This is a genomic window from Microbacterium sp. IO18, assembly GCF_049099505.1.
Lineage (GTDB): Bacteria > Actinomycetota > Actinomycetes > Actinomycetales > Microbacteriaceae > Microbacterium > Microbacterium aurugineum.
Genome location: NZ_JBMJAF010000001.1, coordinates 1,781,644 through 1,803,347, shown reverse-complemented (window position 1 = coordinate 1,803,347; position 21,704 = coordinate 1,781,644). Strand labels below are relative to the sequence as shown.

General features: G+C 69.1%; 11 protein-coding genes. 7 read left to right on the top strand and 4 right to left on the bottom strand.

The window, feature by feature from the left end; genetic code table 11:
- Positions 1-4: 4 nt before the first annotated feature.
- Positions 5-922 carry a pirin family protein gene (locus ACLF6J_RS08690; RefSeq protein ID WP_134352880.1) on the bottom strand — a complete coding sequence of 306 codons (918 nt, stop codon included), beginning with the start codon at positions 920-922 and terminating at the stop codon, positions 5-7.
- Complete coding sequence (locus ACLF6J_RS08685) at positions 919-1,263, bottom strand: GNAT family N-acetyltransferase (RefSeq protein WP_134352881.1); 345 nt, start codon at positions 1,261-1,263, stop codon at positions 919-921. Before ACLF6J_RS08685 ends, ACLF6J_RS08690 begins: the two co-directional genes overlap by 4 nt.
- 86 nt (positions 1,264-1,349) lie before the next feature.
- Here ACLF6J_RS08685 and recQ point away from each other — a divergent pair, with 86 nt between their 5' ends.
- Positions 1,350-3,392 carry a DNA helicase RecQ gene (recQ, locus tag ACLF6J_RS08680; RefSeq protein WP_134352882.1) on the top strand — a complete coding sequence of 681 codons (2,043 nt, stop codon included), beginning with the start codon at positions 1,350-1,352 and terminating at the stop codon, positions 3,390-3,392.
- An 18-nt stretch (positions 3,393-3,410) separates the two neighbouring features.
- On the opposite strand, the gene ACLF6J_RS08675 is transcribed toward recQ, so the two are convergent.
- The gene (locus ACLF6J_RS08675; RefSeq protein WP_134352883.1) at positions 3,411-4,688 is read right to left on the bottom strand and encodes a TetR/AcrR family transcriptional regulator; all 1,278 of its coding nucleotides are present in this window, start codon (positions 4,686-4,688) and stop codon (positions 3,411-3,413) included.
- 135 nt (positions 4,689-4,823) lie between these two features.
- Between ACLF6J_RS08675 and ACLF6J_RS08670 the strand changes: the two genes are divergently transcribed.
- The 4 genes from ACLF6J_RS08670 (at position 4,824) to ACLF6J_RS08655 (ending at position 11,635) form a co-directional block, all read left to right on the top strand.
- On the top strand, positions 4,824-6,122 hold the full coding sequence (locus tag ACLF6J_RS08670) for an MFS transporter (protein WP_134352884.1): 1,299 nt from the start codon (positions 4,824-4,826) through the stop codon (positions 6,120-6,122).
- Between the two features lie 2 nt (positions 6,123-6,124).
- Complete coding sequence (locus tag ACLF6J_RS08665; protein ID WP_134352885.1) at positions 6,125-7,882, top strand: glycoside hydrolase family 3 protein; 1,758 nt, start codon at positions 6,125-6,127, stop codon at positions 7,880-7,882.
- A gap of 196 nt (positions 7,883-8,078) precedes the next feature.
- Entirely contained in the window at positions 8,079-10,142 is a 2,064-nt protein-coding gene (locus ACLF6J_RS08660; RefSeq protein WP_134352886.1) for an acyl-CoA dehydrogenase, read from the top strand.
- Between the two features lie 923 nt (positions 10,143-11,065).
- Positions 11,066-11,635, top strand: a complete 570-nt coding sequence (locus tag ACLF6J_RS08655; protein WP_134352887.1) for a DNA-3-methyladenine glycosylase I — start codon at positions 11,066-11,068, stop codon at positions 11,633-11,635.
- 18 nt (positions 11,636-11,653) lie between these two features.
- On the opposite strand, the gene ACLF6J_RS08650 is transcribed toward ACLF6J_RS08655, so the two are convergent.
- Entirely contained in the window at positions 11,654-12,400 is a 747-nt protein-coding gene (locus ACLF6J_RS08650) for a GntR family transcriptional regulator (RefSeq protein WP_244093585.1), read from the bottom strand.
- Positions 12,401-12,605: 205 nt separating this feature from the next.
- On the opposite strand from ACLF6J_RS08650, the gene ACLF6J_RS08645 reads away from it, so the two are divergent.
- Both ACLF6J_RS08645 and ACLF6J_RS08640 read left to right on the top strand, forming a co-directional pair.
- Entirely contained in the window at positions 12,606-15,413 is a 2,808-nt protein-coding gene (locus tag ACLF6J_RS08645; protein ID WP_134352889.1) for a metallophosphoesterase family protein, read from the top strand.
- Positions 15,414-15,615: 202 nt separating this feature from the next.
- Entirely contained in the window at positions 15,616-21,672 is a 6,057-nt protein-coding gene (locus tag ACLF6J_RS08640; RefSeq protein WP_244093587.1) for an Ig-like domain-containing protein, read from the top strand.
- Positions 21,673-21,704: the final 32 nt, after the last annotated feature.

Below are 21,704 nucleotides of genomic sequence, written 5' to 3'. Positions count from 1 at the left end.
CGCGTCAGATCTTGCGGCTGCGCGGCATGAGCCGCACGGGTGGCAGCGGCGGAGCGGGGATGCGCACGTCGTGTCCGGCGACGACACCGAAGCGGTCGGATGCCGCTTCCCAGGCCTCTCGCGCGTCGACGATCTCGTCGTGCGAGCGGCCGGCGAAGTTCCACCACATCACGATGTCGGCCTCGAAGGGCTCGCCGCCGAGGAGGAAGAGCAGTGCCCCCTCGCCGCTCGACACCTCGACGCTCTCGCGGGAGTCGCCGAGGTAGAGCAGGCCGTTGCGGTCGAGAGCATGCTCGGCCACGACCGCATCGCCCTCGACGAGCATCAGCGCGTGCTCCCAGTCGGCCCGCAGGGGGAGACGCACGCGGGAGCCGGGGGAGAGGACGATCTCCGCGCCCACGATCGGCGTGTGGACGGTCGCGGGCGAGCGCACGCCGGCGAAGTCACCGAGCACGACGGTGGCTTCGGCTGCTTCCCCCTCGTCGGCAGGGAGTGTGAGCGCCGGCAGTTCGGTGTGCCGTTCGAAGCCGGGGGAACCGTGGCGGGCGGATTCGGGCAGCACCACCCAGAGCTGCAGTGCGTCGAGCGGCACGGGATCGTCGCCGATCGAGTACTCCGAATGCGAGATGCCGTTCCCGGCCGTCATCAGGTTCAGCTGCCCGCGCCGCAGGTCCGCATCGCTGCCGAGTGAGTCGCGGTGGCGGATCTCCCCGACGAGCGGCCAGGTCACGGTCTGCAGTCCGATGTGCGGGTGCGGCTCGACCCGCATCTTCGTGTCGGCGGGACCGAACCGGTCGAGGAAGCACCAGGCGCCGATCGTGGGCAGGTTCCGGTGCGGCAGGGCGCGCAGCACGTTCATCCCGCGCACACCGCCGAGCGGAACCTCCCGCGGCTCCAGGATCAGGCGGTGCTGCCCGATCATTCCGCCCGCCCGGTCGGGTCCTCGCCCGCGGATCCGGCGTGACCTGCGGGAGCCTTCGGCCAGCGGATCTCGGCACCGGGGATCTCATGCGTCTCGAGGTATTTCGCGATGTACGGGCACAGCGGCACGATCGCCTCGCCGCGCCCGGCCGCATCCGTCAGCGCGTCGGAGGCCAGCTTCCCGGCCAATCCCTGTCCCTGGAACGCCGGGTCGATCTCGGTGTGGAGGAAGCGGATGGATCCGGCACGGAGGTCGAAGGCCGCGAAGCCTGCGAGCACGTCGCCCGAGTGGAGTTCGTAGCGCGATTCGCCCTCGTTGCGGGTCACGGTGATGTCGGTCATCGGAGCTCCTTCGAACGGGTTGCCTCCAACCTACGCCCCTGTGGAGAGGGGGGCCCCACGTCGGCGGGGGTGGTTACGCTGGAGGAATGCCGCAGACTCCCCGTGACCCGTACGCGGACCTGCCGTACGCCGACGAGCCCTACGACGATGGCTGGGAGCCGTCCGCCCCGCCGGAGCCGATGGATTGGGAGCCACAGGGAGCAGGATACGAGCCGCCTCTCGACTGGGGGTCCGGGCCCGTCACGCCGGTCGCATCGGCCTCGACCCCCGCGTCGGTTGCACGGCGGGCGACCCCGAGCCGGTTCGCGACCGCGCTCGACGCGCTGCACACGGTCTTCGGCTACGACGAGTTCCGTGGCGACCAGGCCGAGATCGTCGAGCAGGTCATCGCGGGCGGCGACGCCGTGGTCCTCATGCCGACCGGCGGGGGCAAGAGCATCACGTACCAGGTGCCGGCACTCGTGCGCGAGGGCACGGGGCTCGTGGTCAGTCCGCTCATCGCGCTCATGCACGACCAGGTCGATGCGCTCCGGGCCAACGGCGTCAATGCCGCGTACCTCAACTCGACGCAGGCGATCGACGAGCGCCGAGAGGTCGAGCGGGCCTACGTCGCCGGTGAGCTCGACCTCCTCTACGTCGCCCCCGAGCGGCTCTCCCACGCTCAGACCACGGCGCTGCTGCAACGCGGGACGCTGAGCGTGATCGCGATCGACGAGGCCCACTGCGTGTCTCAGTGGGGTCATGACTTCCGGCCCGACTACCTCGCGCTGGGTGACCTCGGCGAGCGGTTCCCCGGCGTTCCTCGCATGGCTCTCACCGCGACGGCGACCGCGGCCACGCACAAGGAGATCACCGAGCGTCTGCGTCTCGACGGTCAGGACGGACGAGAGGCCGCCACGCACTTCGTCGCGAGCTTCGATCGCCCCAACATCCAATACCGGATCGTGCCCAAGGTCGACCCTCGTAAGCAGCTGGTCGCCTTCATCCGGTCGCAACCGGAAGGTGCGGCGGGTATCGTCTACGCCCTCAGCCGCAAGTCGGTCGAGCAGACGGCGACCTCCCTCGCCGCTCAGGGGATCGACGCGCTCCCGTATCACGCGGGCCTTCCCGCGGAGGTGCGTGCAGCCCATCAGGCCCGCTTCCTCCGGGAAGACGGCGTGGTCATGGTCGCGACCATCGCGTTCGGCATGGGGATCGACAAGCCCGACGTGCGTTTCGTCGCGCATATCGACCTGCCGAAGTCCGTGGAGGGGTACTACCAGGAGACCGGTCGTGCCGGCCGTGACGGCGAGCCGGCGGTGGCGTGGATGGCGTACGGACTCGGCGACGTGGTGCAGCAGCGCCGCCTCATCGATCAGAGCCCCGGCGACCGCACGTTCAAGATGCGGATGGGGCAGCACCTCGACGCGATGCTCGCGCTCTGCGAGACCGTGGAGTGCCGTCGGCAGAACCTGCTCGGCTACTTCGGTCAGCAGTCGCAGCCCTGCGGCAACTGCGACACGTGTCTCGACGACACCGAGACGTTCGACGGGCTCGTTCCGGCGCAGAAGCTGCTGTCGACCATCGTGCGACTCCAGCGCGAGCGCAACCAGGCGTTCGGCGCCGGACACCTGATCGACATCCTCCGCGGCGCCTCGACCGAGCGCATCCGGCAGCAGGGTCACGACAAGCTCGCGACCTACGGCATCGGTCATGATCTGTCCGATCAGGACTGGCGCAGCGTGGTCCGGCAACTCCTGGCCCGCGGCATCCTCGTGGCCCAAGGCGACTACGGCACGCTGGCCCCCGGCGACCAGGCGGCCGGGGTGCTGCGCGGAGAGACCGCCGTGCCTCTGCGCAAGGACACCATCGGCCGTCCCGTCTCGTCCGGCCGTGCCCGCAAGGCGAGTGCCGCGGATGCGCTGGACGCCGGGGATCGCGGGCTCTTCGAGTCGCTGCGCGCCTGGCGCGCCGAGACCGCACGAGAGCAGGGTGTTCCTGCGTACATCGTTTTCGGCGATGCCACCCTGCGTGCTCTCGCCGAGCATCGTCCGGCGTCGCTTGCAGACCTCGACGGCATCACCGGCATCGGCGCGAAGAAGCGCGAGGCCTACGGAGAGAGCGTGCTCGCGGTCATCGCCGCGGCCTGAGCACCGCGTCCCCGTCTGTCAGCGCGCGGGCAGCACGTCGGCGAGGTGGGCCCGCAGCTGTTCCGCGATGTCGACCGCGCTCCGGTCGTAGAGCCACTGATACTGCAGGCCGTCCCACATCGCGATGAGCCAGGTGGCCTCGTGTGCGGGGTCGCGGTGTGCCGGGAGGTCGCCATCTTTCTGAGCCATGCGGAAGAGCTCGGTGAAGTGGTCCAGGGCGTTCGTGAACCGCGATGCGAAGTAGTCGTGTGCCGGATGGGTCGCCGGGACGGCTTCGCAGGACAGGACCGCGTACACCTCGATCAGGCCGGGTTCGTTGCGTGCGTTGACCCTCGCGCCGTCCGGGATGCCCCGCAGCAGCGCGCCGGCCGAACCGACTTCGGAGAGTGCCGTGGTCGCGCTGATCGCCTTGTCGCGTTCGGCGAGGACGGCGCTGAGGAGCAGCTCTTTCGAGGGGTAGTGGTGCAGCAGCGTCGATTTGGAGACGCCGACGGCGGTGGCGATGTCCTGCAGGCTGGTGTCGCCGTAGCCGTCGCGCGAGAACAGGCGCATCGCGTCGGCGACGATCTGCGCCCGGCGGCGGCGGCCGACCGCGTATCCCGGGTCGGCGTTCGCCAGCGTGCCGGTGCGGAGTTCGGGGAGGGTGCGGGAAGTTCCGGTGCCGGACCCGGGCGCGTCGTCGGGGTCGCGCCAGCCGACCGGCGAGGCCCACAGGTTCTCCCGCTCCTCGAGCTCCTCGACCACGTCGACCCGGTCGGGCAGGTACTGCGAGAGCAGCTGCAAGCCGTCCCAGCCGGCGGTGTGCCGCACGATCTCACCGTCGACATCGCGGTCGGCGGCGACCACGCCGAGGTGCTTGGCGTCCTCCAGGACATCGACGCTGAGTTCGCGCAGCCGCGCATAGCGCTCCCGCATCCGCTCGTGCGCCGGGTGCCCGGGCGATGATGCCTCGCCGGTGAGCGCGGCGAAGAGCTCGAGGTATCCCTCGGTGTGGGCGTTCCGCTCGGCGAGTCGGGTGAAGACGAGGTCGCCGGGCTCGGAGGCGGCGGCGATCTCTGCGAAGACCGTCTCGTTGTCGGCCTCGAGTGCGCCGACGACCTCGGCGAGGAGGTCGTCCTTCGAGCCGAAGTGCCCGAGCAGCCCGGGGTGGCTGACCGAGGCGGCGGCGGCGATGTCGCGCAGGGAGGTCGACCGATAGCCGCGGGAGATGAACAGATCGTGGGCGGCAGCGAGGATGCGCTCCCGTGTGGCGGCGGCACGGGCGTGCCGCGAGCCCGTCGGTGCGGTCGTGGTCATCGCATCCTCCTCTCCGCTCTCTATCCTCGCTCATTACCACTCGGTCGGTATTCACTTACCAATCGGTCTGGATTCGTGTATCTTCTTCGGAGAGCCGCATCGCCCGAAGACGTGCGGAGATTCGAAAGGACTGTCATGACAGAGTTGTCATCCGCCGCGAACGCGGCTGCGGTCGGCACCACCGGGTTCAAGGCGCCCGGAACGACGCCGTCGAAGACGCCGCGCGGCTACGCGCCCGGCCTCGCCGCCGTGAACTTCGGCGTGTACCTCGCGCTTCTCACGCCGGTCATGGTGTCGATGGCGTTCAAGATCCAGCACATCGATCCGGTCAGCACGGAGGCGAGCCTGGGGCTGGTGATGAGCATCGGCGCAGCATTCGCGCTCGTGGCGAACCCGCTGGTGGGTCGGCTCTCCGACCGGACCACGTCGCGTTGGGGCATGCGTCGCCCGTGGATCCTCGGTGGCGCGATCGTCGGCCTCGGCGGATTCCTGATCATCGGCGTCGCCACCTCCGTGTGGATGGTCCTGCTCGCCTGGTGCCTCGTGCAGGCGTCGATGAACGCGGTGCTCGCCGCAGCCAACGCCACCTTGCCCGATCAGGTGCCCGTCTCGAGCCGCGGCAAGGTGTCCGGCATCATCGGTATCACCACCCCCATCGGCATCCTCGCCGGGAGCTTCATCGTCAACTTCCTCCCCGGTGACTTCGAGCGCTTCGTCGTGCCCGCTGTGATCGCGCTGATCCTGGTGATCGTGTTCGTCCTCGTCCTCCAGGACCGTCGACTCACAGAGAAGCCGGCGGAGCGCTTCACGGTCGGCACCTTCTTCGGTTCCTTCGTCTTCAATCCGCGCAAGCACCCGGACTTCGGCTGGACGTGGCTGACCAAGTTCTTCGTGATGTTCGGCTACGCGGGCATCGCCACCTACCTTCCGCTGTACCTGATCACCAAGTTCGGCCTCGACGAGCAGGGCGCGGTCGGTACGATCCTCTTGGCCAACCTCGCCTCGATGGCGGCGATGGCGATCTCCTCGCCGCTCGGTGGCTTCCTCTCCGACAAGATCGGCAAGCGGCGTCCGTTCGTCGCGGTCGCCGGTGTGATCATGGTGGTCGGTCTCGTCATCCTGGCCGTTGCTCCGGACGTCACCACGGTCGTCGTCGCGCAGGCGATCATCGGGCTCGGTGCGGGCTCGTTCCTCTCGGTCGACCTCGCCCTCGCCACCGAGGTGCTGCCCAACCCCGCCGACACCGCCAAGGACCTCGGGGTGCTGAACATCGCCAACGCGCTGCCGCAGTCGATCGCGCCGGCCATCGCCCCGGCCATCATCGCGCTCGGCGCCGCCACGCCACTCGGCGGCTACACGGCCTGGTATCTGTTCGGTGCGCTCGTCGCGCTGGCCGGTGCCCTCCTCGTCTACCGCATCAAGGGAGTCAAGTGACCATGACCGATACCGCCGCCACCGTCCGTCCCTGGCTCGATGCCGCTCTCCCGGTCGACGAGCGCGTACAGCTGCTGCTGGGTGCCATGTCGATCGAGGAGAAGGCCGGCCTCCTCTTCCACACGATGATCGCGATCGGCGATCTCGAGGAGTCCGACCCCACGTTCGCGACGCCCTCGGCCCGTGAGTTCCTCGAGGGCAAGCGGATGACCCACTTCAACCTGCTGGGGGCTGCACCGACCGGCCGCGAGATCGCGGCCTGGCACAACTCCCTGCAGCGTCTCGCGGCATCCACGGGTCTCGGCATCCCGGTCACCCTGTCGACCGACCCCCGCCACTCGTTCAGTGAGAACCCCGGGGCGTCGATCCTCGCAGGTCCCTTCTCCCAGTGGCCCGAGACGCTCGGGCTCGCCGCGACGCGGGATGAGGCGCTCGTGGAGCGATTCGCCGACATCGCCCGACAGGAGTACACCGCGGTCGGCCTCCGCGTGGCGCTGCACCCTCAGGTCGACCTCGCGACCGAACCGCGCTGGGCCCGGCAGACCGCGACCTTCGGAGAGGATGCGGAACTCTCCGGCAGGCTCGGGGCCGCGTACATCCGCGGCTTCCAGGGCGCCTCGTTCGGACCCGGATCCGTGTCGACCATGACGAAGCACTTCCCGGGCGGCGGTCCGCAGAAGGACGGCGAGGACCCGCACTTCTCCTACGGGCGCGAGCAGGTGTACCCCGGCGGAGAGTTCGAGCTGCACCTGAAGCCCTTCGAGGATGCGCTCGCCGCTGGCACGCGCCAGATGATGCCGTACTACGGCATGCCCGTCGGCACTGAGTATGAAGAGGTCGGCTTCGGCTTCAACAAGTCGGTCATCACCGGGTTGCTGCGGGAGCGCTACGGGTTCGACGGGGTGGTCTGCACCGACTGGGGGCTGATCAGCGACTCCGAGATCTTCGGACAGCCCTTCTCCGCCCGCGCCTGGGGAGTCGAACACCTCACGCCTCGCGAGCGCATGAAGAAGGTGCTGGATGCCGGTGCCGACCAGTTCGGCGGCGAGGCGAATCCGGAGCTGCTGCTCGAGCTCGTCGCCGACGGCGAGATCACGGAAGAGCGACTCGACGTCTCGGCGCGGCGGATCCTGCGGGAGAAGTTCGAGCTCGGTCTCTTCGAGAACCCCTTCGTGGATGAGGACGCCGCCGACGAGATCGTCGGACGCGCGGACTTCCGCGCCGCGGGGGAGGACGCGCAACGCGCCTCGATCACCGTCCTGTCCAACGACGGTGCGCTGCCGTTCGCGAGCGGAACGAAGCTCTACCTCGAGGGCATCGATGCGGACGTGGCGGCCACCTTCGGCGAGGTCGTCGACACTCCTGCCGAGGCCGACCTCGCGATCATCCGCCTGCAGGCACCGTTCGAAGAGCGCGCGACGATGTTCGAGAACTTCTTCCACGCGGGATCCCTGGAGTTCCCCGCCGAGCTCGTCGCCCACGTCCGTGAGGTTGCACACGCGGTCCCGACCATCGTCGACGTGCTGGCCGACCGTCCGCCGATCCTCACCCCCATCGCCGAGGTGGCTGCTGCGGTGACCGTCAACTGGGGCGCGTCCGGCGCCGCATTGCTCGACGTGCTGAGCGGTGCGGTCGAGGCGCACGGCAGACTGCCGTTCGATCTGCCGCGCTCGATGGCCGCTGTCGAAGCCTCCCGCCCCGATGTCCCGTTCGACACCGCGGATCCCCTCTTCCGCTTCGGCCACGGTCTCTCGCTGTAGTCGCTCTCGAGCCGTCCTCCCGCCGGCGACCCTCTCGGAGTCGTGGGCAGGAGGGCGGCTCGGCCGTTCCTGTCGCGAGGCGACAAGCGGCGGCGGGGGCGTCCCGGCAACGCGTTGGAGGATGCTCACAGAGGAGTTCCTCGACGTTTGTCGCAGACCTACCATGGTGGTCTCCCTACTTTCCTGGAGGAACCCCATGGTCGACGCTGCCGTCCGTCCTTCGACGACACCCGATGAATCACACGAGATCGCGGCCCCGCCGCAGATCGACGTCGCCCGAGTGAACGATGCCCTGATGGGCACGTGGGGTGACGTCCGCCGCCAGGCGCGCGAGATGATCAAGGATTCGGCGTTCTGGCGCAAGGACGAGCTCGGCAAGGACGAGCACCGCGAGCGCGTGCTCAGCCAGCTGCACCTGCTGGTCGAGAACAAGGCCGTCCACCGGGCGTTCCCCAAGTCGCTCGGCGGTGAGGAGAACAACGGCGCCAACATCGCCGGCTTCGAGGAGCTCGTGGTCGCCGACCCGAGTCTGCAGATCAAGTCCGGTGTGCAGTGGGGACTCTTCGGCTCCGCGATCCTCCAGCTGGGCACGAAGGAGCACCACGAGAAGTGGCTCCCCGGCGTGATGGACCTGTCGATCCCCGGTGCCTTCGCGATGACGGAGATCGGACACGGCTCCGACGTCGCCGCCGTCGGCACGACCGCGACGTACGACGCGGAGACCGAGGAGTTCGTCATCAACACCCCCTTCCGGGGCGCGACGAAGGAGTACCTGGGCAACGCCGCACTGCATGGCGTCGCGGCGACCGTGTTCGCTCAGCTCATCACGAACGGCGTCAACCACGGTGTGCACTGCTTTTACGTGCCGCTGCGCGGGGAGGACGGCAACGATCTCCCTGGTATCGGTCGCGAGGACGACGGGCTCAAGGGGGGACTCAACGGCATCGACAACGGACGACTGTCGTTCGACCACGTGCGCATCCCGCGCACCAACCTCCTGAACCGCTACGGCGACGTCGCCGCCGACGGGACGTACTCCAGCGCGATCGACAGTCCCGGCCGCCGCTTCTTCACGATGCTCGGCACGCTCGTCCAGGGGCGCGTGTCCCTCGACGGCGCGGCCTCCTGGGCATCGGCGCTCGGCCTGCACATCGCGATCACCTACGCCACGCAGCGTCGTCAGTTCGACGGGGCGGACGGTCAGGAAGTCGTGCTGATGGACTACGGCAAGCACCAGCGCCGTCTGCTCCCGCGCCTGGCGACCACCTACGCGCAGATCTTCGCGCACGACGAGTTCCTGCAGAAGTTCGACGGCGTGTTCTCCGGCCGCACCGACACCCCGGCCGACCGGGAGGACCTCGAGACGCTCGCGGCCGCCCTCAAGCCGCTCTCGACCTGGCATGCGCTCGACACCTTGCAGGAGGCCCGCGAAGCCACCGGTGGGGCCGGCTTCATGTTCGAGAACCGTCTGGTCGGCCTTCGCCAGGACCTCGACATCTACGTCACGTTCGAGGGCGACAACAACGTCCTCCTCCAGCTGGTCGGCAAGCGCCTGCTCACCGACTACGCCAAGCAGTTCCAGGGCAAGGACGCGGCGGCGCTGGCCAAGTTCGCCGTCGGAATGACCGCGGGCAAGGTGTTCCACGGCGCGGGGCTCCGTCAGCTCGGACAGGCCGTCTCCGACTTCGGTCAGGTGAGTCGCTCGGTCGAGCGGGGGCTGCGCGAGGAGCAGCAGCACGACCTGCTCGCCGGGCGCGTGCAGCAGATGGTCGCCGACATCGCGGCTCGGCTGCGTCCGGGGGCGAAGGACAAGGTGCTCGGCGCGCGTCTGTTCAACGAGAACCAGGCGGAACTCATCGAAGCCGCTCGTGCGCACGGAGAGCTGTTGCAGTGGGAGGCGTTCACTGACGCCGTGCATCAGATGGACGACCCCGACACGAAGAAGGTCCTCACGTGGCTGCGTGACCTCTTCGGGCTGCAGCTCATCGAGAAGCACCTCGCCTGGCACCTGATCAACGGACGCTTGTCGACCCAGCGCGCAGCGGCCGTGTCGAGCTACATCGACCGTCTGTGCGCGCGGCTGCGCCCGTACGCCCTCGACCTGGTCAACGCGTTCGGCTATGAGCCGGAGCATGTGCGTGCACCGATCGCGAGCGGCATCGAGAAGCAGCGTCAGGACGAGGCCCGTGCGTACTACGCCGACCTCGCGGCGACCGGTCAGGCTCCGATCCAGGAGAAGGCCCTGAAGAAGAAGCGCTGACCCCGCTCGTCTCCGCCCCCGCTCCTCTCCTCGTCGAGACCCCCTCGCCGTGTCGAGACCCCCTCGCCGTGTCGAGACCCCCTCGCCGTGTCGAGACCCCCTCTGAGACACGCGAGTGAGAGGGGGTGTCGACGGTGGGCGGGGGCGTCGGCGTTTGGTCGGGTCGACGGTGGATAGGTGTGTGTGCGGTGAACGGTCCGCTCGCCTCGTCAGGCCTCTTGCTGTCGAGGCCCCCTCTCCGTGTCGAGACCCCCTCTGAGACGCGCGAGTACGAGGGGGCGTCGACGGTGGGCGGGGGCGTCGGCGTTTGGTCGGGTCGACGGTGGGTCGGTGTGTGTGCGGTGAACGGTCCGCTCGCCTCGTAAGGCCTCGTGCTGTCGAGGCCCCCTCTCCGTGTCGAGACCCCCTCTGAGACGCGCGAATACGAGGGGGCGTCGACGGTGGGCGGGGGCGTCGGCGTTTGGTCGGGTCGACGGTGGATGGGTGTGTGTGCGGTGAACGGTCCGCTCGTCTCGTCAGGCCTCTTGCTGTCGAGGCCCCCTCTCCGTGTCGGGACCCCCTCCGAGACACGCGAGTGAGAGGGGGTGTCGACGGTGGGCGGGGGCGTCGGCGTTTGGTCGGGTCGACGGTGGATAGGTGCGTGTGCGGTGGGCGGTCCACTCGCGTCGTCAGGCCTCTTGCTGTCGAGGCCCCCTCTCCGTGTCGCGACCCCCTCCGAGACACGCGAGTGAGAGGGGGTGTCGACGGTGGGCGGGGGTGTCGACGGTGGGTGGGGGTGTCGACGGAGACGGGGACGGAGACGCGGAAGCGGGGACCGGGGCGGCACGCGGCAGGCGGCAGGCGGCGGGCGGCAGACGGCACGCGGCAGGCGGTCGGCGGCACGCGCCCGTGGCGGTGTCGGTCCTGGCGGATAGCCTGAGCGGATGATCTCCCTCCTCACCGGACCCGACGCCCGTGACCGCTGCGCCTGGGTGGGTGACGACGCCGAGTACCGCCGCTACCACGACGAGGAGTGGGGCACGCCCCTGCACGGCGACCGCGCGCTGTTCGAGAAGATGGCGCTCGAGGGCTTCCAGGCCGGACTGTCGTGGATCACGATCCTGCGCAAGCGGCCGCGGTTCCGTGAGGTCTTCGCGGGGTTCGAGCCCGAGATCGTCGCGGAGTTCGGCGAAGACGACGTCGAGCGCCTGATGGGAGACGCCGGAATCATCCGGAATCGCGCGAAGATCGAGGCGACCATCGGCAACGCCCAGCTGGTCCGCTCGATGGGAACAGGCGAGCTCGACGAGCTGATGTGGTCGTTCGCGCCCCCGGCATCCGGTACCCGACCGGCGTCGTTCAGCGATGTCCCCGCTGTCACGCCGGAGTCGACGGCGCTGAGCAAGGAGCTGCGACGACGAGGCTTCCGTTTCGTCGGTCCGACGACGATGTATGCGCTGATGCAGTCGGCGGGGATGGTCGACGACCACATCGCGGGGTGCTGGCGCGCCTGATCATCGGAACCGCGAGGTTCAGCGTTCGCCGGTCTCCCGCGTGAGTGCGGAGCGTACGTCGGAGGTGTTCTCGACCGCGAAACTGGCCATCGTCGGCAAGTAGCGGTCATCGGCGACCTCGACGAGGGAGCCGTTCTCGGCCCACGCCGTTCGCCGCACCCGCAGCAGCGGAGTCGACACCGAGACGGCGAGCGCCGCGGCATCGAGGTCATCCGCGGGGACGGCGTCGAAGACGTGGCGTGCGCGGACGGGTGCGCATCCGTGCTCCTGCATCGTCTGGTAGATGCTCCCCGTATCGAGGTCGGCCGCCAACAGCAGCTTTCCGACGGCGAACGGGAATGCCGACCTCTCGAGCATCGCCGGCTCGTCGTCCAGCAGCCGCAACCGCACGATCTCCACGATCGCCGCCCCCGGTTCCACGCCGAGATCGTCGGCGACGGTTTCCGATGCCGGACGCCGGGCGGCCTCGATGACCCGCTGTCCGGGGCGGCGTCCGATCGACCGCGCCCAGTCGGTGAACGAGACGAACGATTGGAAGGACTGCGTCGGCACGAGTCGCCGTACGCGCGGCGGTGCGCCCCGTCCGCCGTCGACGGCGCCCTCTGCGCGCAGGGTCGCCAGCGCCTGCCTGATCGGCCCCCGCGAGGTGCCGAACTCGGCGATCAGGGAGTGCTCGCTCGGCACCCGTTCGCCCTCGGGCCACTCACCGCTCCTGATGCGATCGCGCATCTGTTCGTACAGCTGCTCGTGCAGCGGTCTGCGCATTCGCGTCCTCGCTCCCGTTGTCATGACTTCTCGCTCCTCGACGCTGCCAGCCAAGCCCACTCTGCCTCATGTCGGTGAACACTTCGAGAATACTGCGGCAAAAAGTTGTCATGACTACTTTCGCTCCGCATGCTCGGAAGAGACCCGGAGATTCTCCACCCTGCCTCGGCCGAGATGTGCGGTCGACCAACTCCAAGGAAGAGACATGAGAACCAGACGCGGAATCGGTGCCCTTGCGGTGACGTGCGCCCTCACCCTGCTCGGCGGGACCGCGGCGACGCCCGCGCTCGCCGCGGCCCCGCCGCTCGACGAAGGCTTCACCGATGCCACAGCGACGCAGCCGCCGGCGGGATGGTCGGTCGACAACACCAATATCGACGGCATGCGCACCGAGTGGCAGGGCTGGTCGTTCCACACGCCGGCCGAGGTCGTGTCGGCGTGGGGGAACAGCGGAGACCGCGGTTCCTTCTCCCGCGCGGAGGGGATGACCGCGGTCGTGCACTCCGACGCGAACCGGCCGACGCAGGGGCGCTTCAGCTCGGTCCTGTGGGCTCCCGAGGTCGACCTCCAGAGCGGCGACGGGGCGGTGCGGGTGGTCTTCGACAGCCACTACAAGCAGGGACAGGCACCGCAGACCGCTCAGCTGGTGGCTCGGTTCGACGACGAAGCGCCCGTCGTGGTCGAGTCGTTCGCGCGGAACCGGCTCGACGAGCAGGTGGATGTCTCGATCCCGGTGCCGGCGGGAGTCGACGCCGTCACGGTGGGCTGGTCGTATGCCGAGAGCAGCAACAACTGGTTCTGGATGATCGACGACGTGCAGATCAGCGAGGCGCCACCGGCCGATTCGACACCGCGAATCCTCTCCGCGTCCAAGCCCGTCGCGACGGCGGGTGCGACAGTGCCGGTCACGATCGGCGGCCTCCGCCCCGGCCAGCAGCTGACCGCGACGTGGGGGGACTCCGCCACTCCGATCCCGGGTATCCCCGTGGCCGACGCCGCCGGGGAGACCTCGTTCTCCGTCACCCTGCCCGAAGACCTCGCCCCCGGATACGTGGCGCTGTCGCTCGGTGGCGCCGGCATCGTCTCGACGTCGCTCGAGATCACGGTGCTCGCGGCGGGCGATCCGGACTCGGCGACCACCGAACCGCTGCTCTGGTTCGACGGCTTCGAGAAGGACACCTGGACCACGACGGGTGCGTGGTCGCTGTCGACTCTCGACAGCGTGGTCGGGCAGTACGGAACCGACCGCCGACACGCTTTCACCCGGGCCTCGGGACGGATCGCGGTGGCGGAAGCGACGGAGGGGGCGTTCTCGGGCACCCTGACATCGGCACCGATCGCCGTCACGGCGGGGGACACGCTCGAGGTGCGCCTCGACAGCCACTACCGCAAGCGTGGCGGACCACAGCAGGGATCGGTGACGGCCCTCTTCGACGACGGGACCGAGGCCGTGCTGCGCGAGCTCTCCGATGCGGATGAGGAGTCCGCGCGACTCCGTCTGCCGGTCGCGGTGCCCGCGGGCGCGACGTCGATGAGCATCCGATTCGGGTTCGAGGCCGCGAGCGCCGCGGGGTCGTGGATGCTCGACGACGTGCAGGTGCTGCGCCCGCTCACCCCGCTCGCCGAGGGGGTCGAGGCGGACGCGGTCGTCGACATCTTCAGCGACGTGCAGGGAGCGACGACCCGGCTGAGCCAGAACGTGCTTCCCGGCTTCCGTGCGTTGCCGCAGGCGGCCGATGTGCTGGTGTCGAACGGCGATCTCGTCAGCACGGGGTCGACCGCCAACTACACCTCCTATCTGTCGGCGCTCGCCGCGGGGGGCGGGGGCGACTACGGCACGGTCGTCTCGACGATCGGCAACCACGAGTACTACGGCAGTGAAGGATCGGCGGTGTATCAGAAGCGCTTCCTCGACTCGACCGGTATGCGTGAGGTCGGCGGGCAGGGCGGTCTGTGGGGAGAGGTTCTCGTCGACGGGCAGCTTCCCCTGATCTGGATCGGGAGCGAGTTCTACGACTACGCGGCGAAGACCGGCTCGGGCCCGTTCATCGACTTCAGCCAGGAGCAGTTCACCTGGCTGCGCGACCGGCTCGCGCACTGGCGTGCCCAGGACAAGCCGGTGCTGCTGTTCTCGCACCACCTGCTGCCCTACTCGGTCTCGGGGTCGTACGCGCGGTTCTACAAGAACGACTACGGCCAGGAAGAGGCTCGCTTCGCCGCGCTCCTCGCGCAGAACCCGAACGTCATCATGTTCAACGGCCACACGCACTGGTCGCCGACGCTGAACGACTGGAGCGCCGAGCTGCGGACGGATCCGAGCCTCGCCCATGCCCCGACGGTCGTGAACACCGGAGCGGTGACCACGATGTACGGGCCGAGCGGCGACTGGGAGGAGAAGGCCGTCGGCGGTGCCGATCCGGTCGGGCTGCGCGCCGCGCTGTACGACGACCGCGTGCGGGTCACGGTGTACTCCTTCTCCTCCACCGGCGCGACGGAGATCAAGCACGTCGACGTCCCGCGGCCGACGGCGGCTCCGGTCGATCCCGTCGATCCCGTCGATCCGGTCGATCCGGTCGATCCCACCCTGGAACTGAGCACGCAGAGCGTCGCAGCGGGCGGCGGGGTCAGGATCGAGGCCACCGGATTCCCTGCCGACACCGAGGTCGAGATCGAGCTGCGCTCCACACCGGTGCGGGTGGGCGTGGCGACCGCCGACGCCGACGGGGCGTTCCGTACGACCGTCACGATCCCTTCGACGACGCCGGCCGGTGCTCACACGCTGGCGGCGATCCTTCCGGACGGGACCGAGGTCACCGCCCCGCTCACCGTCACGGGGGCGGGTGAGGGACCGGGTGGCGTCGCGCCGGGCTCCGGCGGTGGGGATGCACCGTCGACCGGCGGGGGACTCGCGGCCACCGGCGGTGAGCCGGGCTGGTTCCTCCTCGGCGGCAGCCTGCTGCTCGTGGCGCTCGGCGGGTTCCTCCTCGTCCGGAGGCGCCGCGCGGGCAGCTGAGAGCGTTCCGTTCCCCCTATCGCCGGGGCGGCGTCGAGGTCGACTCGACGCCGCTCCGGCGATGGGTACTACTCCCCATCGAGCGGTTCTCGGGCACGCGGTTAGGATGAACGGGTGCGTCGTCGGCCAGACGGGCCCGCGCACGAGTGATCACAGAGTGTCACCCTGGGGGGGGAAACCGGGAATGAAGGCGTTGTCATGGATGCGCGCGCGACCGAAGACGCTGGCGTCCGCGGCGGGTGTCACGGTCGGGGTCATCGCCCTCACCACGATGGCCTTCACGTATGAAGGGTTCCCGACCACCAAGGTCGACCTGAACGACGGCGGCGTCTGGATCACCAAGACCTCGAGCCTGCTCGTCGGGCACTTCAACAACGAGTCCACGGTCCTCGACGGCGGTCTGCGCACCACGAGCGAGAACTACGACATCCTCCAGGCCGCAGCGAACGTGCTCGTCGTCGACGAGAGTGCATCGACCGTGACGGCGATCGACCCGGCACGGGTCTCGCTCGGAGACTCGGCGATCATCCCCTCCACCGCCAAGGTCGCGATGGGTGCGAACACGGCGGCGATCCTGGATGAGAAGTCCGGAGATCTCTGGGTCGTCCCGGTGAAGGGCATCGCGTCGTTCGAGATCGAGGCGGCGGAACCCGTCGCCGAGCTGGGCGAGAACGCCGACGTCACCGTCGCCGATGACGGCACGGTGTTCGCACTCTCCGCCGAGCGCGGCGAGGTCGTGACCGTTCCCGTCGACAACGAAGGTGCGCCGCGGGACACCTCCACGGCTTCGGTCGGCGAGGTCGATGCGGCCGCGAAGCCGACGATCACCGCCGTGGGTCGCACGCCCGTGGTGTTCGACGAGGCGGCGGGCGTCGTCACGACCCCGGGCGGCTTCCGCACGGAGGTCCCGGGCGCGAAGGATGCCGTGCTGCAACAGGCGTCCGCCGCGAACGACGCGGTCGCGATCGCCACCCCGTCCGCTCTGGTGCGTGTGCCGCTCGACGGCAGCGACCCCGAAGAGACCTCGGCCGGTAGCGCGGGTACGGCCGCCGCACCGGTCTGGCTCCGCGGCTGCACCTACGGTGCCTGGGCGGGTTCGGCGACCTTCATCCGGGAATGCCCCGGCGATTCCAACGACGTGAACTCCCCGATCGAGGGAGCAGAGGATTCCGCGAACCTGACCTTCCGCGTGAACCGGGACGTGATCATCCTCAACGATGCCGTCGGCGGTGCCGCCTGGATGGCCAACGAGAGCCTGCAGCGCGTCGACAACTGGAACGACCTGACTCCGCCCGAGGGCGAGACGGAGAACGAGGAGGACTCGACCGAGGAGACCGTCGAGACCACCCTTCCCGAGCGCAGCGAGCAGAACACCCCGCCGATCGCGGAGGACGACTCCTACGGTGTGCGGCCGGGCGCCACGACGCTGCTCCCCGTGCTCGACAACGACAACGACCCCGACGGGGATGTGCTCGTCGCGGCCCTCGCCGAGGCGCAGCCCGCGATCGGCACCGTCCAGCCGATCAACAACGGCGGCTCGCTCCAGATCGCCGTCGAAGAGAAGGCCTCCGGTACCGCGAGTTTCACCTATGAGGTCGACGACGGACGCGGGGGCAAAGACACGGCCGTCGTGTCGCTCGCCGTGCACGACTGGAACGAGAACGGCGCTCCGACGCCCAAGCGCAAGACCGCGCTCGCCGTGGAGACCGGCGGCACGATCTCGTACAACATCCTCCCCGACTGGATCGATCCCGACGGCGACGACATCTATCTGAAGGAGGTGATCGCGGCTCCCGGCGACGAGGTCGACTTCAGCAAGGACGGTCAGATCACCTACAAGGCCACCGCCAGCCTGCAAGGACGCAAAGACGTGCAGGTGACCGTGGCGGACGCCTTCGGAAAGCTGGGCACGTCGACGATCGCGCTCGATGTCCGGCCGCAGGGCTCGACCAACCCGAAGACCAACGCCGACCATGTCATCACCAAGGTGGGCGAGCAGGTCACCATCGCGCCGACGGCGAACGACACGAGCACCTCCCGCGAGCCGCTGCGCCTCAGCCGGGTCCTCGACACCCCGGGCGCGACGATCATCCCGAACACCCCGAACAAGACCTTCTCCTTCATGGCGGAGAAGGCCGGGGTCTACTACGTGCAGTACCAGGTCACCACCGGGCCCAAGAACGGCGAGGGTCTCGTCCGCGTCGACGTGATGCCCGAATCGGAGACCGACCTCCCGCCGGTCGCCGTTCGTGACGTCGCGCTCCTGCCCACCGGCGGCGATGTGCTGCTCGGCGTGCTCAACAACGACACCGATCCCGGCGGGGGGATCCTCGTGGTGCAGTCGGTGTCGCTGGAGCCGAACAGCGGCATCTCGGTCTCGGTGCTCAACCATGAGACGCTGCGCATCACCGATCAGGGAGCGCTCGAGGAGCAGGTGCGGATCAAGTACCGGATCTCGAACGGCTCGAAGTCGGCCGAGGGTGAGGTCGTGGTGATCCCCATCCCCGCGCCGGACGAACTCCTCCAGCCGATCGCCAACCCGGATACGGCGACCGTGCGCGCCGGCGATGTGGTCACGATCCCGGTGCTCGACAACGACACGCATCCCAGCGACGACGTCATGCACCTCGAGCCGGAGCTCATCGAGCCCTTCGTCGACCCGGAAGACGGCGAGGCGTTCGTCTCGCAGGACGCGGTGCGCTTCAAAGCGGGCCCGGAGGCCAAGACGGTGTACCTCACCTATGAGGTCGTCGACTCGCGCCAGCAGAAGGCCGCCGGCTACGTCACCATCCAGATCCTGCCGATCGACGAGGAGAAGAACGCCGCTCCGCGTCCTCAAGACCTCGTGGCGCGCACGCTCGCCGGCACCGAGGTGAACATCGCGGTCCCGCTGGACGGCATCGACACCGATGGCGACTCCGTGGAGCTGGTCGGCCTCGATTCGAGTCCGAGCAAGGGACGGGTGCTCAACGGGCCGAACTACTTCACGTACGAGGCGTTCGACGGGGCGTCCGGCGTCGACGTGTTCAAGTACCGCGTGCGCGATCGACTCGGCAAGGAGGGCGTCGCCACGATCCGCGTCGGCATCGCCCCCGCGGAGGAGATCAACCAGCCGCCGTATGCGGTGAAGGACGCCGTGGTCGTGCGACCGGGGCGTGAGATCGCCGTGCCCGTCCTCGCGAACGACTCCGATCCCGAGGGCGACAAGGTCTCCCTCGTCAAGGACGGGCTCGAGCTTCCGGAGGGGTTGGATGCGCGGGTCTCCGGTGACCGCGTGCTCGTTCAGGCACCCGACGCGCCCACCGAGACCTCGCTGCAGTACACCGTGTCGGATTCCCGCGGGGCGACGGCGATGGCGACCCTGCAGATCACGGTCGATGAAGACGTTCCCCTGCAAGCTCCCGTCGCACGCGACGACCGATTGCAGCCCGCGGATCTGAAGGACGGCGGACTGACCGCGGACCTCGACATCCTGGCCAATGACGAAGACCCGGACGGCACGACCGACCGGCTCACGGTCGATGTCGGCGAAGGCGGCACACGGCTCGAGAACGGAAAGGTGCGCGTCACCGTCACGGACGAGCTGCAGTTGATCCGGTACACCCTCACCGACCGCGACGACCTGCAGGCGTCGGCGTTCATCTTCGTCCCCTCGCGGGCAGACCTTCGCCCGACGCTCACGTCGACGAAGCCGCTCGAAGTGGTCAGCGGCGAGACCGAGATCCTGCCGCTGTCGAAGTACGTGACGGTGGCGGGCGGCGGCGACGTCGTCATCACCGAGAAGGCGAAGATCAGCGCGAGCCATGCCGACGGCGCAGATCTCCTCCAAGACGCGAAGACACTGGTCTACACGTCCGCCGACGGCTACTTCGGGCCCGACGCGCTCACGTTCGAGGTCACGGACGGCGATGGGCCCGACGACCCGGAGGGGCGCAAGGCCACGCTCAGCATCCCCATCAACGTTCTGCCCCCGGAGAACCAGCAGCCCACGTTCGTCCAGGGACAGGTCAACGTGGCACCCGGTGAGTCGGCGGTCGCGCTGGACCTCGCCGCGCTGACCGACGACCCCGACCCCGAAGACAAGGGGAAGCACGACTACGCACTCGTCGGCGGCGAGGGCAAGGGTGTCTCCGCGCGGGTCGACGGCGACGAACTCCGCGTGGAAGCGTCGTCGAACGCCAAGAAGGGGACGACGGTCACGCTGAAGCTCCGCGTGTCCGACGGCACGACCGAGCCGGTGGAGGGCACCGTCACGGTGCTCGTCACAGCATCGACCCGTCCCATGCCCGCGGCCAACACCGACACCATCTCCGAAGCGGATGCGGGCGAGACCATCACGGTCCCCGCTCTCGCCAACGACTTCAATCCGTTCCCCGAGACCCCGCTGAAGATCGTGTCCGCGGTGACCGAGTCCGGCGGCGGCGAGGTCGGCTTCATCGACGACCAGGTGACCATCACCCCGTCGAAGTCGTTCGTGGGCACGCTCGTCGTCCGCTATCGCATCCAGGACGCGACGGAGGACCCCGATCGGGAGGTCAACGGACAGATCGTCGTCACGGTTCAGGACGTTCCGGACGCGCCCGGGGTTCCGGTCATCGCGAGCGTGCAGGACCGCACGGTCGTGGTGTCGTTCTCCGCGCCGTCGAACAACGGCGCCGAGATCACGAAGTACACCGTGAGGTCCGTGGGCGGGAACCCGTACACCAAGGAGTGCCAGTCCACGACGTGCACTCTCGACGGGCTCACCAACAACGTGGAATACACGTTCCAGGTGACCGCGACCAACCGTGTGGGCGAGTCGCAGCCCTCCGCGGCCTCCGCCCCGGCGCGGCCCGATGCGCGTCCCGACACACCGAACCCGCCCACCCTCGTGTTCGGGGACAAGTCCCTCAAGGTGGCCTGGAAGACGCCGAGCACCCCGGGCTCACCGGTCGAGCGGTACACGCTCGAGATCTCACCCGCGCCGCCGTCCGGCGTGACGCAGAAGGAGGTCACGGGCAACTCCACCACGTGGGAAGGGCTCGAGAACGGCTCGGACTACCAGGTGCGGGTGCAGGCGCACAACAGGGCGCCCGACCCCTCCAGCTGGAGCGGCTGGTCCGCCTCCGAGATCCCGGCCGGCCCGCCGAAGGCACCCGCCGCGCCCACGACGACCGAACTCTCCCCGGTCGGCGACCAGGCCCAGATGCAGGTGAACTGGGTCGCGCCCGACAACAACGGTGACGCCATCCGCGGGTACCGTCTCGAGGTCCTTCAGGGCGGCCAGGTCGTGAACACGCTGACGCCCGGTCCCGAGGCGCGGAGCCAGGCCATCCAGGTCCAGCCCTCCCAGACGCCGTACACGTACCGCATCCAGGCCTACAACAAGGCCGAGTGGGGCGAGATGAGTGCGCCGTCGGCCCCTCGCCGCGGGGTCATCCCGCCGGGAGCGCCGACGGGTCTGAAGGTCACGGACGGGGATCGCAGTCTCACCCTCGCCTTCAACGCCGGTTCCAGCGGTGGGGCGGCGAGCACCGAGATCAGCTACCAGTACCGTCTGAACGGCGGCGGCGGATGGTCGGCCCTTCCCGGAAACCAGAAGATCGGTGGACTGACCAACGGAACCTCCTACAGTGTCGAGGTGCGCGCCGTCGCGAACGTCAGCGGCTCCACGTACGCGGGAGCCGCATCGAAGTCGGCCAGCGGCAAGCCGTACGGCAAGCCGCACGCCCCGTCGGTCAGCGCGGATCCGCTCTCCACCCAGGTGCGTCTGAAGTGGAACGCCAACGGTTCCGACAACGGACGACCCATCGAGAACGTGCAGATCAGCATCGATGGCGGCGGCTGGCAGAACGTGAGCAAGACCGGCTCGACCGACGTCGGGAACGGGCACAGCCAGACGCACTCGATCCGCGCCCGCGCGCAGGACTCGACGGGCGCCTGGTCCGATCCCAGCGGGACCGCATCCGCGACCTCCTCGCCCCCGCCGCAGCCCCGTGCCTGGGTGACGAGAGGCACGGCCGGGAACTGGCCAGGGCAGTGCACCGACGGCACCTGCGCGAAGTTCGTCATCAACACGTCGAACTTCCCAGCCGGGAGGTATCAGGTCTGGTGCAACAGCAATGCGCCACTCGCAGGACCGAAGTTCGCGGGCGGCTCGAGCTGGAACATCCCCGCCAACGGTTCCATCGAGATCGGCTGCTTCCACGGCGCGGGTGGCCGCGGCTACGAGGTGTGGGTCACGATCGGCAACACCGACTACGAACGCCGTGCCTGGTAGCGGCGCCCCTTCCATCCGAGAGGAAGCAGTAC